Source organism: Yersinia pekkanenii (assembly GCF_001152565.1).
GTDB classification, from domain to species: domain Bacteria; phylum Pseudomonadota; class Gammaproteobacteria; order Enterobacterales; family Enterobacteriaceae; genus Yersinia; species Yersinia pekkanenii.
Map to the genome: position 1 here is coordinate 40,239 of NZ_CQAZ01000031.1, position 15,896 is coordinate 56,134.

Below are 15,896 nucleotides of genomic sequence, written 5' to 3' on the forward strand. Positions count from 1 at the left end.
CCATTCTATGACTCAATGATGAAACATAGAATAACCATTAATTTAAAGGATATTATCATGACGGTAACTATAAAATATCAAAGTCAGTTCGCAGACCAGACTATATCTTCCTATACCCAGCAGTGGGCTACTGCTTATGGTGACTTGGTTCAGGCCCTTAATCACGAGGACACATATAACTTCTTTAGCGGTACTGACGCGAATAATAATAAAATCGTTCTTGCTGGCTTTAAAAGCTTTTATGATAGTGCCGCAATAATTATTGGTGGGACGCTGTTGGGTGACAATGGAAGAATGGGGAGTGAGAATTATATACAATCTTTGGAGTTTGGTGAGTCGTTAATTCCTAACACTGATAATACCGGTAAGCAGCTTGAACAAGTGCAGTTGAGATTCGATGGCTTAGAAATTGAAGGTGATTTTTATCATTCAATCTGTTCATTGTCCCGTGCAATACACGCTGAGCCAGGCAAACCTTACCAAGATGGTATGGATCAAGGCATATACAATCTGTTGAGAGGCAATGCAATCCCTATATTGGAGATCCTCAAAGCCCAAGGCATTGATGTGGATACCCCACTCAAAGATATGGCGATTGCCAGTCAGTTTGACATTATTACCGATACACCAATCATTGACGCCCTGGGTGCAACCGATGGGAGCGATATATTATTAGCTGCTTAATTAAGGTTGCTAGGAAATGATCTTCTGGCTGAATAAATAATACTACCGCTACACGGCTACATACTCACTACAGCGGCGGTTCACATTGTTATTATTCTGAAAGTAAATTTGTCCGAAAATGAATGTGTTCTGATAAATAAAACTATTTTTATAAATTAAAATCAGTCACAAACTATTTCACGATAAAATATTTTCAGTATGGAAATGGATGTCATGGAATCAAGTAAAAACGCCAGCTCTTCATTGGCATCATCAACCCTTCTTTCCGCGTTGGCTCATCATAAAAAAAGCCTTTGGGGTATTGGCTTATTTACAGCCGTAATCAATCTGCTGATGCTGGCACCTGCTATTTATATGCTGCAAGTTTATGATCGTGTTCTTGCCTCAGCAAATACCATGACGTTATTAATGCTAACCATCCTCGTACTGGCCATATTTGCTTTTGTCGGTTTATTAGAATGGGTTCGTAGTGCGGTGGTTATTCGTTTGGGGACTCGCATCGATATGCAACTGAACCAGCAGGTCTTTAATGCCGCGTTTACCTCTAACCTTAATGGTCAAAAAGTGCAGGCCGCCCAGGCACTGAATGATCTGACCGCACTGCGCCAGTTTGCCACCGGCAGCGCACTGTTTGCCTTTTTTGATGCACCATGGTTCCCGTTCTATTTACTGGTGATCTTCATCCTTCATCCTTGGCTCGGAGCGTTGGCTGGTCTAGGGGCGGGTATTCTGATTTTTCTTGCCTGGCTCAATCATTGGATATGCAAAAAACCACTGAATGAAGCCTCAACTATCACCTCACAAGCGACTCAACAGGCCAATGCGAATCTGCGTAATGCCGATACCATCGAAGCCATGGGAATGCTAAAAGCCTTGCGCGAACGCTGGCTGAAACAGCACTCACATTTTCTCTACCAACAAAATATTGCCAGTGATAAAAGCAGCCGTGTTACTGCTTTATCCAAATCTAGCCGTCAGGCATTGCAGTCAATGATGCTGGGCCTTGGCGCATTGCTGGTGATTGACGGGGCCATTACCGCAGGGGTGATGATTGCCGGGTCTATCTTGGTTGGTCGGGTACTCGGGCCGATTGACCAGCTTATTGCCGTCTGGAAACAATGGAGCCACACGCGTCTAGCCTATCAGCGTCTCTCTTATTTGTTAGCGCAACACCCACAGCCCGCTATCGGTATGATCCTGCCCCCACCTGTGGGCAAATTGAGCGTGAAACAACTAACCGTCTGCAAACCGGGCACACACATTCCTGTATTGCAATCCATCAACTTTGAACTGCAACCCGGTGATGTTTTAGGTGTTTTGGGCCCGTCAGGCAGCGGTAAATCAACTCTGGCCAAGCTGTTGGTGGCATGTAAACCCGCCTTTAGTGGCTCGGTCCGTTTGGATAGCGCCAATATTTCTCAATGGGATAAAAACCATTTGGGCGAATTTATTGGCTACTTACCCCAGGATATCCAGCTATTTCGCGGTTCGATTGCTGAGAACATTGCACGTTTTGGCACGATTGATATGGAAAAAGTTATCGCAGCCGCGCAACTGGCTGATGTACATGACCTTATTTTGCATCTACCTCAAGGATATGACACCCAGCTAGGGGATGAGGGCGAAGGGTTATCCGGTGGCCAGCGGCAGCGAATTGCTTTGGCGCGGGCCATGTATGGTGTTCCACGGCTTATCGTCCTGGATGAACCCAATGCCAGCCTGGATAAAGAGGGTGAGAAAGCGTTATTAGGCAGTATCAGTCAGCTAAAGCAACTGGGTAGCACTATTGTGATGATCACTCATAAACCCGAGCTGTTATCAGGCAGTGATTACTTACTGTTCTTGAAAAATGGGCAAATGGAGTTGTTTGATCACACTCAAACCATATTGCAAGGCTTTCAGGGTAAGGATAAGGCAGCGGCTGAACCTGAAGCCAAAGCATCCAACACACGTAATGGCTGGGGTAGCGGCATGTCATATGGTGTTGCTCCCATTCGCACCGCAGCACAGAAATCATGAATATAGATACCATGGATGGAGATAAAGCGATGTTACCTGAATCAAGCCGCTATCCCGTTACAGATAAAAGCCGTGAACAACCACACCGATTACAACCACAGATAAACAGTGGCGACTATCTGGCCCTCGGCGGGCTACTGGTTTTCGGGGGTTTTATTGGCTTCTTGCTTTGGGCTGGGTTAGCACCACTGGATAAAGGGATTGCGGTTATAGGGCAGGTTGTGGTTGCCGAAAATCGCAAAGTTATCCAGCCACTGCAAGGGGGCCGTATCCAACAATTACATATTGCTGAAGGAGAGGACGTAACCGTCGGGCAATTATTAATCACCATGGATGACTCGGTGATTCGTAGTCAGCGGGATAATCTGCAAAATCAGTATCTGAGTGCTTTGGCGCAGGAAGCCCGTTTAACCGCTGAGCAGGATGGTCTGGACGAAATTACTTTCCCCAAGACATTATTCTTGCATCCAACCCAGTCTTTGGTTGAACGTAATATTGTTTTGCAACAACAACTTTTCCATCATCGTCGCCAGGCGCAACTGAGCGAAATTGCTCGCCTATCCGCACAAATTACGCGTTATCAGGACCGGCTAAATGGTTTGCAGACAATGCGGCGTAATAACCAGCGCCAAACCGAGTTATTCCAACAACAATTACAAGGTATTCAGTTGTTGGCGAAAAATGGTCATGTTGCTCAAAACCAGTTGTTGGAGATGGAGCGTCAGGCGATTTCACTGCATGCACGGGTAGAGCAGGACACCAGTGACATTGAAGAGGCTCATCGGCTGATTGATGAAACCGAACAGCATATATTACAACGGAGTGAACAGTATCAAAGTGAGAATCGAGAACAATTAGCTAAAGCGCAGCAAAATACACAAGAGTTGGAGCAGCGTTTGAATATTGCAGAATATGAGTTGGACAATACTCGTATATATGCCCCGGTCAGTGGTGCGGTTATCGCTCTGGCCCAACATACGGTAGGCGGCGTGGTAAGTACCGGGCAAACATTAATGGAATTGGTCCCCAGTGGTCAGCCACTCTTAATTGAAGCCCAGTTACCGGTAGAGCTAATTGACAAAGCTAAGGTAGGTCTACCCGTCGACCTCAGTTTTTCTGCTTTTAACCAGAGCAATACCCCTAAACTATACGGGTCGGTATTACATGTTGGGGCAGATAGTATACAGCATCCGCAAACCATGCAGCCTTATTACCCTCTAACCGTCGCTATTGATATGTCTCAGACCGAGCTAACAATCCGGCCTGGAATGTCTGTTGATGTTTTTATCCGAACCGGAGAAAGGTCGTTACTCAATTATCTGTTTAAACCCCTCACTGATCGTCTGCATGTAGCACTTGCTGAAGAATAAACACTTTGCTGGGTTACTTGGAGTAACCTATTAAAAATAAAGGAATATAGTGATTTAATTCATGACAATAAGAGAGAATAACAACCGCATTTTTCTTTGGTGGGGGAGTGCCTTATTCACGGGCTCCACCCATCTATATTTGCTCTGGCTGCTGAGTACTGAAGCTGTTCCCGTTAAGCACACCGATCACTCTCCGGTGGCAGTGATGCTTACGTTGTCGGCCGAGACGGAGTTTACGCCAAACTTAGAACAAAACACGGTGGTGGGGTTAACTCAGGATTTCAACGAACCGCAAGTTGAACGGTCAGAAAATCAGCCAGAAGAAGTACCCGATTTGCTGACGGCACCGGAACAACCAGATGCCTTTCTGATTGTTGAAAAAGAATTAGAGGTGGTAAAAAAGCAACCGACCAAAACGAAACGACCACAAAAAGAAGTGATAAAACCGCGTAAACCAATTATTGAAGAAACAGCAGAGAACCGCAGCAAACCCTCTCCACCTGCAGCGGTCGCCAGCACGACGCTATCTGGCGATAGTCATCAGATTGCCGCCGCATCGAATAGCGACTCTTTACATAAGCAACAGATTAAAATGAACTGGAAAAATCGTGTTAACGGGCATCTGAGGGATTTTAAACGCTATCCACCCAGTGCCAGAAAGCAGCGTCAACAAGGTACCGCCACTATCCGTTTTTCGGTCAATCAAAATGGGGATGTATTATCGGCTCAACTTATCAATAGTAGTGGGGTAGCTATTTTAGATCACGAGGCGTTGGCAGTTATCAAACGCGCTCAACCATTACCTCGACCACCCGCCGAGTTGTTATTACGTGGGCCGATAACATTAACTCTAGCCATTGGTTTTGATCTAAAAAAGATAAACCAATGAGGATAGGTAGAAGAGTAAAGCGTCCGCGCCAGAGATGGCGCGGCTTGAACCATCATAGATGCTTACTTTTAACCAAGAAAATACGGCGTCTTTACGACCTGCCTGTTCTCTCCGTCATGGGCACTTTATCATTAACCTCAGCTTGGGGATTCAACAGTAGCCAGCGAGAAATGTTATTCGCCAGGGCAGAGCAGGCAACGTTCCGCCTCATCGGTCCCCAGTCTTAACTTAGACTGCAAATCACGTAGCGCGGTACGTAAGCCTTCTTCAATGACCGGGTGATAGAACGGCATATCTAGCATCTGATCGATAGTCATCTGCTGTTGATGCGCCCAGGCCAACAAGTGTGCGATATGCTCTGCACTTGGCCCCATCATTTCGGCACCCAAAAAGCGCCCTGTACCTTGCTCACCATAAATGCGCAAAATACCCTTATTCTTTAGCATCACCCGTGAGCGGCCCTGATTTTCAAAAGAGACTTCACCGATTTCAAAACAGCCGCATGCACTGAACTTTTGTGACAATTCGCGGAAGGTGGAACCCACCATTGCAATTTGTGGGTCAGAGAACACCACTGAAATCGGGCTACGGCGTAAGCCGGGAACCACTTCAGGGAACCCTCCGGCATTCACTCCCGCGATACGGGCTTGATCGCTGGCTTCATGCAGTAACGGCAATTGGTTACTGGCATCACCGGCGATAAATATATGTGGCACGCTGGTTTGCATTGTCAGCCGATCAGCTTGCGGCACACCACGCTCATCAAGGGCGAGTGAGGTATTTTCCAGACCCAGTTTATCAACATTAGGGCGGCGACCTGTGGCGGCCAAAACATAGTCCACCATGATCTCTTGCGGTTTATCAGCCTTATCCAGATAACGGATAAACACCTTATCCCCTTCACGCTGCATCACTTCAATTTTTACATCTGGATCAAGGTAGAACTCTTCACCCAGTGTTTTCGCCGCATAATTACGCACGATGCTGTCAGTCAACGGGCCAACACCACCACCTACACCGAACATTTTGACCTGAACACCCAGTCGGTGCAGGGCCTGACCGAGTTCCAGACCAATAACGCCGGGGCCGAACACTGCGACAGATTTGGGCAGATCATCCCAGTTAAAGACATCATCATTAACTATCAGTCGGTCACCTAATTCATTCCAGGCCGCAGGCCAGCTTGGGCGCGAACCGGTCGCAATCACGATACGTTGCGCGACAATTCGGGTGTGATCGTCAACTTGTAGCGTGTTTTCATCAATAAAACGGGCGTAGCCCTGAATTTTATCGGCTGCTGGAATGCTATCTACACCTTCCAATACAAAACCAACAAATCGGTCACGTTCACGTTTAACGCGATCCATCACTTCACGGCCATTAATCAGGGTGTTACCTTGCGGATGAATACCAAATCCGGGCGCTTTTTCAATCTGATGCACGGCTTCTGCCGCTGCGATCAGCAGTTTGGATGGCATGCAACCCACGCGAGCACAGGTGGTACCGTACTCGCCACCTTCAATCATCACCACATTGGGGGTCGATAGTTTAGCAGCGCGATAAGCGCCAAGCCCGGCGGTGCCGCCACCGATAACGGCGACATCAACGTTTAAGGTTTTCATGTCTACTCCTAACAGAAAAAGGGTAGGCCGAAGCCTACCAAATATACCCTTCGTATTTGAAGCTGCAGGGTTGTTGGCTACATTTTTTACTCGGCCCATCCTTGGGCCTCGCCTCTGCGAGGCCGCGGCCAGCCGCGTTCAAATCTGCTCCCGGCAGATTTGTCACCCGAATCACTTACTGGTCTTGACCTTAAAAATAAGTAAGCTCATCGGGATGAGTTCACTTGCCGCCTAGCTGCAACTCCAATGACTTTGGGTATTCACATTATCTTCATTCTATTAATATTATTAATTAGAAGATAAGTAATTCTCTAAATCATCACTGCCGCCAATGTGGCGACCGCCAATAAACACTTGCGGCACAGTCCCACGGCCAGTCACTGCCCGCAGACTGACGGTTGTTGCATCTTTACCTAGCACGATTTCTTCATACTGAATACCGCGCTCTTGCAGCATCTGTTTCGCTTTGACGCAGAATGGGCAACCCGGCTTAGTAAAGACAGAAACGGATCCCTGCACTTTAAAATCAGGTGCCAAATATTTCAGCATGGTGTCAGCATCTGACACTTCAAACGGATCGCCCGGTTTATTTGGCTCAACAAACATTTTCTCAACCACGCCGTTACGTACCAGCATGGAGTAACGCCATGAACGTGGCCCGAAGCCCAGGTCGGCCTTCTCAACCAACATATTCATACCTTTGGTAAATTCACCGTTGCCATCTGGCACGAAAGTAATATTTTCAGCATTCTGATCGGCTTTCCAGGCATTCATCACGAAAGTGTCATTGACGGATACACATAGAATGCTATCGACACCGTGCTGTTTAAACACTCCGGCCAGTTCGTTATAACGTGGCAGATGGCTGGAAGAACAGGTTGGGGTAAAGGCACCCGGCAGTGAGAATACAATCACAGTTTTGTTGCTGAACAAGTCGTCGGTGGTTACGTCAATCCACTGGTCGCCCTGACGGGTATGGAAGGTCACTTGTGGGATTTTTTTACCTTCTTGGCTAGTAAACATCTGTAACTCCTTAATTCAAAAATAAAATGTTAAAATTTTTACGGCTATCTCTTCGTTGGGACACATTATTAATTTTATTACTTGATAGTTCTAATCACTGGTTGCTATCTTATCTATCGTCAATGGCTATCATAAAGTGGAGCACCGATGAATATTCGTGATCTAGAATACCTGGTGGCGTTGGCTGAGTTCAGGCACTTCCGGCGTGCCGCCGACTCTTGCCATGTCAGCCAACCCACATTAAGCGGCCAGATCCGTAAATTGGAAGATGAGCTGGGCGTGATGCTGTTAGAACGAACCAGTCGTAAAGTGCTGTTTACGCAAGCCGGGTTGCTGTTGGTGGAGCAGGCTAGAACCATATTGCGGGAAGTGAAAGTACTAAAAGAGATGGCCAGCTTACAGGGCGAGAGTATGTCCGGCCCGTTACACATTGGGCTGATCCCTACCGTCGGGCCTTATTTGTTACCGAAAATCATTCCTATGCTGCATCAATCATTCCCAAAATTGGAAATGTATCTACACGAAGCACAGACTCAAAATCTTCTGGCTCAGTTGGACAGTGGCAAGCTGGATTGCGCCATTCTGGCACTTGTCAAAGAGACCGAGGCTTTTATCGAAGTCCCGTTATTTGACGAGCCGTTGAGCTTGGCTATCTATGCAGACCATCCGTGGGTGGATCGTGACCGGATACAAATGCATGAGTTGGTTGGCGAAAAATTGCTGATGCTGGAAGATGGTCACTGCTTACGCGATCAGGCGATGGGGTTTTGTTTCCAGGCGGGTGCAGAAGAGGATACGCATTTCCGCGCCACCAGTTTGGAGACGCTGCGCAACATGGTTGCAGCGGGTAGCGGCATTACCTTATTGCCCTTATTGGCAGTACCGAATGAAAGAATGCGTGATGGCGTATGTTATCTGGAATGCTACAAACCAGTACCAAAACGCACGATTGCGTTGGTGTATCGCCCCGGCTCCCCATTGCGTGGCCGCTATGAGCAACTTGCCGAGGCAATACGTGAGCACATGCAACCGCGCATGAACCCAGAAGTTATCAACGAAAAGCTAGAACAAGCGGTTTAAACCATTAAGTGCAGCTACACGATAGGCTTCAGCCATGGTTGGATAGTTGAAGGTAGTATTAACGAAATATTCGATAGTATTGCCTTCTCCTTTCTGTTCCATGATGGCCTGCCCGATGTGGATGATTTCAGCCGCACGTTCGCCAAAGCAATGAATACCGAGTATTTGCTTGGTTTCCCGATGGAACAGGATTTTCAAGCTGCCGGTATTCATCCCGACGATTTGTGCGCGTGCAAGGTGCTTGAATTGTGCGCGGCCTACTTCATAAGGCACTTTCATCGCGGTCAAGTCCTGCTCGGTTTTACCCACCGAGCTGATCTCCGGAATGGTATAAATGCCCGTCGGGATATCTTCGATCAGGTGAACATTGGCTTCGCCCTTGATCATCGCTTGTGCGGCAATCCGCCCTTGATCATAGGCCGCAGAGGCCAGGCTCGGGTAACCAATCACGTCCCCAACCGCATAGACATGGGGCAATGCCGTTTGGTACATGCTATTGACCTTCAGCAAGCCACGGCTATCCGCTTCGAGACCAATATTTTCCAACCCTAAACCGCTGGTATTACCGGTGCGCCCATTGGCATATAACAAACAGTCCGCTTTGACTTTTTTGCCTGATTTGAGATGAACGATAACGCCATCAACCGTTCCTTCAATTTGCTCAAACTCTTCGTTGTGGCGGATAACCACGCCGTTATTCCAGAAGTGATAAGAGAGAGCATCTGACATTTCCTGATCGAGGAAAGCCAGTAGACGGTCACGAGTATTGATCAAATCAACTTTGACGCTCAACCCACGGAAAATTGACGCATATTCACAACCAATAACCCCAGCGCCATAAATGATGACGTGCTGGGGTTCATGGCTGAGTTGCAAGATAGTATCGCTGTCGTAAATACGCTCGTGGTTAAAATCAACATTTGCCGGACGATAGGGGCGTGAGCCGGTGGCAATTACAATGTTATTGGCACTCAGCGTATCGTTGGTGCCGTCGGCATAACGCACGTTGATAGTATTGGCATCAACGAAGCTGGCATCGCCTGAAAACATCTGGCAGTGGTTGCGATCATAAAAGCCTTGGCGCATACGGGTCTGTTGATTAATAACACGATCCGCATGGTTTAAAATATCAGCAAAAGAAGAACTGATCGTTCTGGCATTGTCGCTGTAGAGTGGATTTTGATTGAATTCGATAATACGGCTAACGGCGTGGCGCAAGGCTTTGGAAGGGATGGTGCCCCAATGGGTACATCCGCCACCGACATTGTTGTACCGTTCAATCACGGCAACTCGGGCGCCCTGTTTGACCAGCCCCATAGCGGCACCTTCACCGCCAGGACCCGAGCCAATAACAATGGCATCAAAATGGAAGTGCTGTTGCATATAGGAGAGACCTATTCTTATACAAAATTACAACGCCACATTAACATCATCCTGTACATAACCCAATCAACAATGGGAAAATCACTGTAATGTGCGCTATAAAGCGATAATTCAATATTGCGAAGATACGTTTGTATAACGGTTGTTACTATAAAGTTTGGTATATTGCTTATTATGTATCTTAGATTAAGAGTTTGGATATCCCTTGGGTACGATTATAGGCGTCAGAGCACAACAAAAAGAGCGGACTCGTCGTTCCCTTATCGAAGCGGCGTTTAGCCAATTGAGCGCTGAGCGGAGTTTTGCCAGCCTGAGTTTACGGGAAGTCTCACGTGAAGCGGGTATCGCGCCGACTTCCTTTTATCGGCATTTCCGTGATGTCGACGAGCTTGGCCTGACAATGGTTGATGAAAGCGGCCTAATGTTACGCCAACTGATGCGTCAGGCACGCCAGCGGATTGCCAAGGGTGGCAGTGTTATCCGCACGTCAGTATCTACATTTATGGAATTTATCGGTAATAATCCGAATGCATTTCGCTTATTACTGCGCGAGCGCTCCGGGACTTCCGCTGCATTTCGTGCTGCGGTTGCGCGTGAAATTCAGCATTTTATTGCTGAGCTGGCCGATTACCTCGAGCTGGAAAACCACATGCCGCGCAGTTTCACCGAAGCGCAAGCTGAGGCCATGGTCACCATTGTCTTCAGTGCGGGTGCTGAAGCGCTGGACGTGGATATTGAACAACGGCGACAGTTAGAGGAACGCCTGGTCTTACAACTGCGGATGATCTCAAAGGGCGCTTATTATTGGTATCGTCGCGAGCAGGAAAAGCTCGCTGTGTCCCGTACTTAATAAGGTAAAGAAAATGATGGAACAATCTCGTGGTGAAACCGGCACCCTGTTGCTGGCATTGATTACTGGTCTGGCAATAAACGGTTCATTTAACACGATATTCAGCACGTTTGTGCCTTTTTCAGTCTTTCCGTTGCTCACCTTAATATTGGCAGTTTATTGCCTACATCAGCGTTATCTCAATTTTGCCATGTCACATGGGCTGCCAGTTCTGGCCTCCGCGTGTTTCCTGTTGGGAATTTTGTTATATAGCGCTATTGTGCGGGTTGAGTATCCGGCTATTGGTTCTAATTTTGTTCCTTCGATTCTCAGTGTGGTGTTGGTTTTCTGGATCTTGTTCAAATTGAAATCACGTAAATCGGTGCAGACTGACGTTGAGCCTGATACGGATAACCAGCAGCCGCAATAATCGCTTGATCCAACGGCACAAATGAAAAGGGCAGACTGCTTACAAAGTCGATTGAAGGGGAAATATTCCGTTGGGGGGCGCTCTTAGTTTCAAATATAAGCGCGTAAGCGACCGACGCGCTAGCGCCCCTAGATCAAGAGATAAGGGACAGTCGCCCCTTCACGCCCTTGGTTTTATGTTGGGTTTGTCGTTAACCTTACTCGTTAATCTCGCTTTTCCAGCAATACCCCACACTCCATATGGTGGGTATAAGGGAATTGATCGAATAGTGCTAACCGACTGATTTTATGTGTGTGTTGTAACTGTTCCAGATTGGCGCACAGTGTTTCAGGGTTACAGGAGATATAAAGGATACGTGGGTAAGCCTGTACTAATTTGACTGTTTCGTCATCCAGCCCGCTGCGCGGGGGATCGACAAAAATGGTCTCGCAGTTATAACTGCTCAGGTCAATCCCCTTCAAACGGTTAAACTCGCGCACACCTCGCATGGCCTGGGTAAACTCTTCAGCCGACATGCGGATAATCTGCACGTTGTCGATATTATTTGCCGCGATATTGTATTGCGCCGCTGCTACCGACGGCTTGGCAATTTCGGTTGCCAGTACCCGTGCAAAATTCCGTGCCAGTGCCAGTGAAAAATTACCATTACCGCAGTACAGCTCCAGTAAATCACCACTGGCGTTCTTGGTGCTATCAATCGCCCATTCCAGCATATGAATATTCACCGCCGCATTCGGTTGGGTGAAGCTATTCTCAACCTGACGATAAATCATCTCGCGCCCAGCGACGGGTAACACTTCATCGATATAGTCGTGATCCAGCATGATTTTGGTTTTTGACGCCCGCCCAATCAGTTGCAGGTCAAAACCTTGTTCGCGTAACTGATCACGCAGCTCCAGTGCCTTTTGCTGCCACTCTTCATCTAATTGACGGTGATACAGCAAAGAAGCAATCAGCTTACCGCTCAGGGTAGATAAGTAATCGATTTGGAACAGTTTACGGCGCAATATTGGTTCTGCTCTGATAGCGGTCATCAGCACGCTCATCAGACGATTAATTAGCAGACTTGCTACCGGAAATTGCTCAACCCGGATACGCTGCTTGGTCTGCTGGTCAAACATGATGTGGTACAAATCATCTTCATCGTGCCAAACGCGAAACTCGGCTCTCATGCGGTAATGTTCTGCCGGAGAGCGGAATATTTCCGGAGTGGGTGCCTGAAATGGCGACATCATCGCCTGAATACGGGCAGATTTTTCCGCTAATTGGTTTTCGTAGCTGTCAGTTGGCAGGATGTCGGGAGTCATGTTTCTTCTCGTCTGGCCATTATAAAAGAGGGTTATTGCAGCGGATTGTAGGGAAAGTGGCAGTGATGTCCAGTTTTGTTGTGTTTATTCGATGGAACAAAGACGGAAGTCTAGATATCTATTTTACTTGATTGTAGCATTGCGGTCCGGCCTCATGCGGTTACTTAAACACCTAAGAGTTAAAAGGGAATCCGGTGTAAATCCGGAGCTGACGCGCAGCGGTAAGGGGAAGCTACGGCGATAGGTTTAAACCAGACACTGTCCGCAAGGATGGGAAGTCATCGCCCGCTCTCTATATAGTAGAATATAGTAGAGATCCCAAGCCCGAAGACCTGCCGGTATACGTCGCAATATTCGTGGTCGTCGCGTAATACCGACCATGGCACTGCGGCATCCGCCAAATGAGCTTGGATGCTTCTTTAATGATCGTTAAAAATACCATGACAATAAAAAAATATACGCTGTTCACAGCCCTTTCTGTGACAGCCTTTTCTGGATGGGCCGAGGGCAGCACCACCACAAGTAATAAAGATGAAATGGTGGTAACTGCCAGCCGTTTCAAACAACCGGTTTCTACCGTCTTAGCGCCCACTGATGTGGTCACTCGCGATGATATCGATCGCTGGCAGGCAAAAAACCTCGATGAAGTGATGCGCCGCTTGCCGGGCGTGGATATTGCGCAAATGGGGGGGCTAGGCCAAGGCTCTACTCTGTATATCCGTGGCACTGAAGCCCGTCATGTATTAGTGCTGATCGACGCTATTCCTCTGGCGCGAACCGGTATCCTCAATAGTGTCGATTTCAATCAAATTCCTATCTCTCTGGTGCAACGCGTTGAATATATTCGCGGGCCACGTTCTGCCGTATATGGTTCTGGCGCAATTGGTGGTGTTATTAACGTTATTACACAGTCAGACCAGGAAGGTGGGCAGATTAATGCCGGGGTTGGTTCTAAAGGTTACCAGCAATATGACGGCAGCGTTCGCCAACGTTTTGGTGATACGTTAGCGACGATAGCGGGCGGCTATCAAACCACGAACGGTTTTAACATTAAACCCGACTCACCTAATCCAGTGGATAGCGATCGGGACGGTTTTCGTAATAAAAATTTTTGGGCAGGGCTAGAGCATCAGTTCAACCAAGATATATCCGGTTTCGTCAGAGGTTATGGTTACACCAACAATACTGATTACGATGTTGGCAGTATTTCTTCCCCTGCTTACAGTGGCGATGAGGAGCGATTATATAACCATACTTATGACGCAGGGCTACGTTATGCTGCGGGGGCTTTCTCCTCTCAATTAATCGGTAGCTATCAGAAATACAAAGATTATAACTACAGCAGCCAATATGGGCGTTATGGCGAGGCGACTACGCTGGACGATATGGATCAGCGTAACGTGCAATGGGGTAATACATACAGTTTTGAGAGTGCAACGCTGAGTGCTGGCGTTGACTGGCAGCAACAGCGTTTGACCTCATCGAGTACCACTATCTCTGATGCATATAAGCGGGATAATACCGGTTTGTATCTTAGCGGGCAGCAGAAGATAGGTAGTGTGACGCTGGAAGCCTCGGGCCGCGAAGATAAAGATGAGCAGTTTGGCTGGCATGAGACCTGGCAAACCGCCGCAGGTTGGGAGTTTATCCCCGACTATCGCGCGACCCTGTCTTATGGCACCGGGTTCCTGGCTCCATCACTGGGTCAGCAGTATGGTTCGCAGCGCTTCGACATTATATCAAACAGTGATTTGAAGCCTGAAGAGTCCCGCCAATGGGAAGCTGGCTTGGAAGGGGTCACTGGCCCACTTGACTGGCGCTTGTCTGCTTATCGTTACAAAATTGAAAACCTGATCGATTATCTCTCAGTCCCAAATACTTACAAATGGCAGTATTACAATGTCAATTCGGCAACCATAAAAGGTGTTGAATGGACAGGGAACTTCGATACCGGCATGCTCAATCATAAGATCACATTGCAATATATGGATCCGCGTAATGATAAGAATAATGAAGTTTTGGTCCATCGTTCTAAACAGCAAGCTAAGTATCAATTAGATTGGACGATATTCAATCTGGATATGGACGTTTCGTATCAGTATTACGGTAAACGTTATGACAATAGCACCCTCGCTTATAGCTCGACTCAGCGTGAATTATCGAGTTATAGCACGGTCGACGTCTCAGCGAGTTATCCGGTTACTTCTCATCTTACAGTTCGTGGTAGAATTGCTAACCTGTTTGATAAAGATTACGAAACGGCTTATGGCTATAAAACCGCTGGACGAGAGTATTACCTCACCGGAAGCTATAACTTCTAAGGTTGATACTGCCCCTCGCCCGACAGCACTGATTTTTGACTCAGGTGTTGGTGGGCTATCTGTCTATCAAGAGATCCGGCAATTACTGCCGGATCTCCACTATATATATGCTTTCGACAATGTTGCTTTCCCTTATGGAGAGAAATCCGGTGAGTTTATTGTTGAACGCGTACGGGAAATTGTCACTGCGGTACAACAGCGCCATCCACTGGCAATTGTGGTTATCGCCTGTAACACGGCCAGCACCGTCTCTCTCCCTGCTTTACGTGAGCGCTTCACCTTCCCAGTGGTGGGTGTCGTTCCTGCTATCAAACCTGCGGTGAGGTTAACCCGTAATGGTGTTGTAGGTTTACTTGCAACTCGCGGCACAGTTCATGCTTCTTATACTCGTGATTTGATTGAGCGCTTTGCTACAGATTGCAAAATTGAGCTACTGGGTTCATCCGAGCTAGTGGAATTAGCAGAAACCAAATTGCACGGTGGTGCAGTACCGACCGAAGTTCTAAAGAAAATCCTTCACCCATGGCTGGCGATGCGGGAGCCACCAGATACCATCGTCTTGGGTTGCACTCATTTCCCTCTATTAGTAGCAGAGTTAGCGCAAGTGCTACCGGAAGGCACCCGAATGGTGGATTCCGGCGCAGCCATTGCCCGTCGTACTGCCTGGTTGATATCTTCTCAGGAAAATGTGGTTTCTTCTCAAGATGAAAATATTGCTTACTGCATGGCGTTGAACGCGGATACTGATGCTTTATTGCCCGTTTTACAGGGTTATGGCTTTTCAACGCTGCAAAAACTGTCAATTTAACAGCGTTTTGACTAAAGATTCAGCGGTCGGAAGGTTTTTTCAAATTAGGGGTTGCGGGCGGCGCGGAAGTCCCTATAATGCGCATCCACTGACCGGGAACAACGAAACATACTTCGCCGGGTCAGGAAGAG

The 15,896-nt window shown here is 47.6% G+C and carries 13 protein-coding genes and 1 riboswitch; of the genes, 9 read left to right on the forward strand and 4 right to left on the reverse strand.

Annotated features, from left to right (window positions below):
• Positions 1-57: 57 nt before the first annotated feature.
• From AEP37_RS15575 to AEP37_RS15590, 4 genes are all read left to right on the forward strand, one after another.
• Positions 58-684, forward strand: coding sequence for a heme acquisition protein HasA (locus tag AEP37_RS15575; RefSeq protein ID WP_049614198.1), 627 nt, complete (start codon positions 58-60; stop codon positions 682-684).
• A gap of 213 nt (positions 685-897) precedes the next feature.
• Entirely contained in the window at positions 898-2,703 is a 1,806-nt protein-coding gene (locus tag AEP37_RS15580; RefSeq protein ID WP_049614199.1) for a type I secretion system permease/ATPase, read from the forward strand.
• A 29-nt stretch (positions 2,704-2,732) separates the two neighbouring features.
• The gene (locus AEP37_RS15585) at positions 2,733-4,073 is read left to right on the forward strand and encodes an HlyD family type I secretion periplasmic adaptor subunit (RefSeq protein WP_049614209.1); all 1,341 of its coding nucleotides are present in this window, start codon (positions 2,733-2,735) and stop codon (positions 4,071-4,073) included.
• 61 nt (positions 4,074-4,134) lie between these two features.
• On the forward strand, positions 4,135-4,962 hold the full coding sequence (locus tag AEP37_RS15590) for an energy transducer TonB family protein (protein ID WP_049614200.1): 828 nt from the start codon (positions 4,135-4,137) through the stop codon (positions 4,960-4,962).
• 173 nt (positions 4,963-5,135) lie between these two features.
• Here AEP37_RS15590 and AEP37_RS15595 read toward each other — a convergent pair whose 3' ends face one another.
• Positions 5,136-6,584: a dihydrolipoyl dehydrogenase gene (locus tag AEP37_RS15595; protein WP_049614201.1), complete on the reverse strand. Its 1,449-nt coding sequence runs from the start codon at positions 6,582-6,584 to the stop codon at positions 5,136-5,138.
• Positions 6,585-6,872: 288 nt separating this feature from the next.
• Positions 6,873-7,607, reverse strand: coding sequence for a glutathione peroxidase (locus AEP37_RS15600; protein WP_049614202.1), 735 nt, complete (start codon positions 7,605-7,607; stop codon positions 6,873-6,875).
• 147 nt (positions 7,608-7,754) lie between these two features.
• On the opposite strand from AEP37_RS15600, the gene oxyR reads away from it, so the two are divergent.
• The gene (oxyR, locus tag AEP37_RS15605) at positions 7,755-8,687 is read left to right on the forward strand and encodes a DNA-binding transcriptional regulator OxyR (protein ID WP_049614203.1); all 933 of its coding nucleotides are present in this window, start codon (positions 7,755-7,757) and stop codon (positions 8,685-8,687) included.
• On the opposite strand, the gene sthA is transcribed toward oxyR, so the two are convergent.
• Complete coding sequence (gene sthA / locus AEP37_RS15610; RefSeq protein WP_049614204.1) at positions 8,670-10,070, reverse strand: Si-specific NAD(P)(+) transhydrogenase; 1,401 nt, start codon at positions 10,068-10,070, stop codon at positions 8,670-8,672. The genes oxyR and sthA overlap by 18 nt on opposite strands.
• A gap of 217 nt (positions 10,071-10,287) precedes the next feature.
• Here sthA and fabR point away from each other — a divergent pair, with 217 nt between their 5' ends.
• Together fabR and AEP37_RS15620 are read left to right on the forward strand one after the other, a co-directional pair.
• The gene (fabR, locus tag AEP37_RS15615; RefSeq protein WP_049614210.1) at positions 10,288-10,920 is read left to right on the forward strand and encodes an HTH-type transcriptional repressor FabR; all 633 of its coding nucleotides are present in this window, start codon (positions 10,288-10,290) and stop codon (positions 10,918-10,920) included.
• A 13-nt stretch (positions 10,921-10,933) separates the two neighbouring features.
• Positions 10,934-11,329, forward strand: coding sequence for a YijD family membrane protein (locus AEP37_RS15620; RefSeq protein ID WP_072086323.1), 396 nt, complete (start codon positions 10,934-10,936; stop codon positions 11,327-11,329).
• A 203-nt stretch (positions 11,330-11,532) separates the two neighbouring features.
• On the opposite strand, the gene trmA is transcribed toward AEP37_RS15620, so the two are convergent.
• A complete protein-coding gene (gene trmA, locus AEP37_RS15625) occupies positions 11,533-12,636 on the reverse strand; it encodes a tRNA (uridine(54)-C5)-methyltransferase TrmA (protein WP_049614205.1) in 1,104 nt (367 codons plus the stop codon).
• A gap of 140 nt (positions 12,637-12,776) precedes the next feature.
• Positions 12,777-12,990: riboswitch (cobalamin riboswitch) on the forward strand.
• A 68-nt stretch (positions 12,991-13,058) separates the two neighbouring features.
• Between trmA and btuB the strand changes: the two genes are divergently transcribed.
• Both btuB and murI read left to right on the forward strand, forming a co-directional pair.
• Complete coding sequence (btuB, locus tag AEP37_RS15630; protein ID WP_082170827.1) at positions 13,059-14,957, forward strand: TonB-dependent vitamin B12 receptor BtuB; 1,899 nt, start codon at positions 13,059-13,061, stop codon at positions 14,955-14,957.
• On the forward strand, positions 14,902-15,765 hold the full coding sequence (gene murI / locus AEP37_RS15635; protein WP_049614206.1) for a glutamate racemase: 864 nt from the start codon (positions 14,902-14,904) through the stop codon (positions 15,763-15,765). Before btuB ends, murI begins: the two co-directional genes overlap by 56 nt.
• The last annotated feature ends 131 nt before the right edge of the window (positions 15,766-15,896 follow it).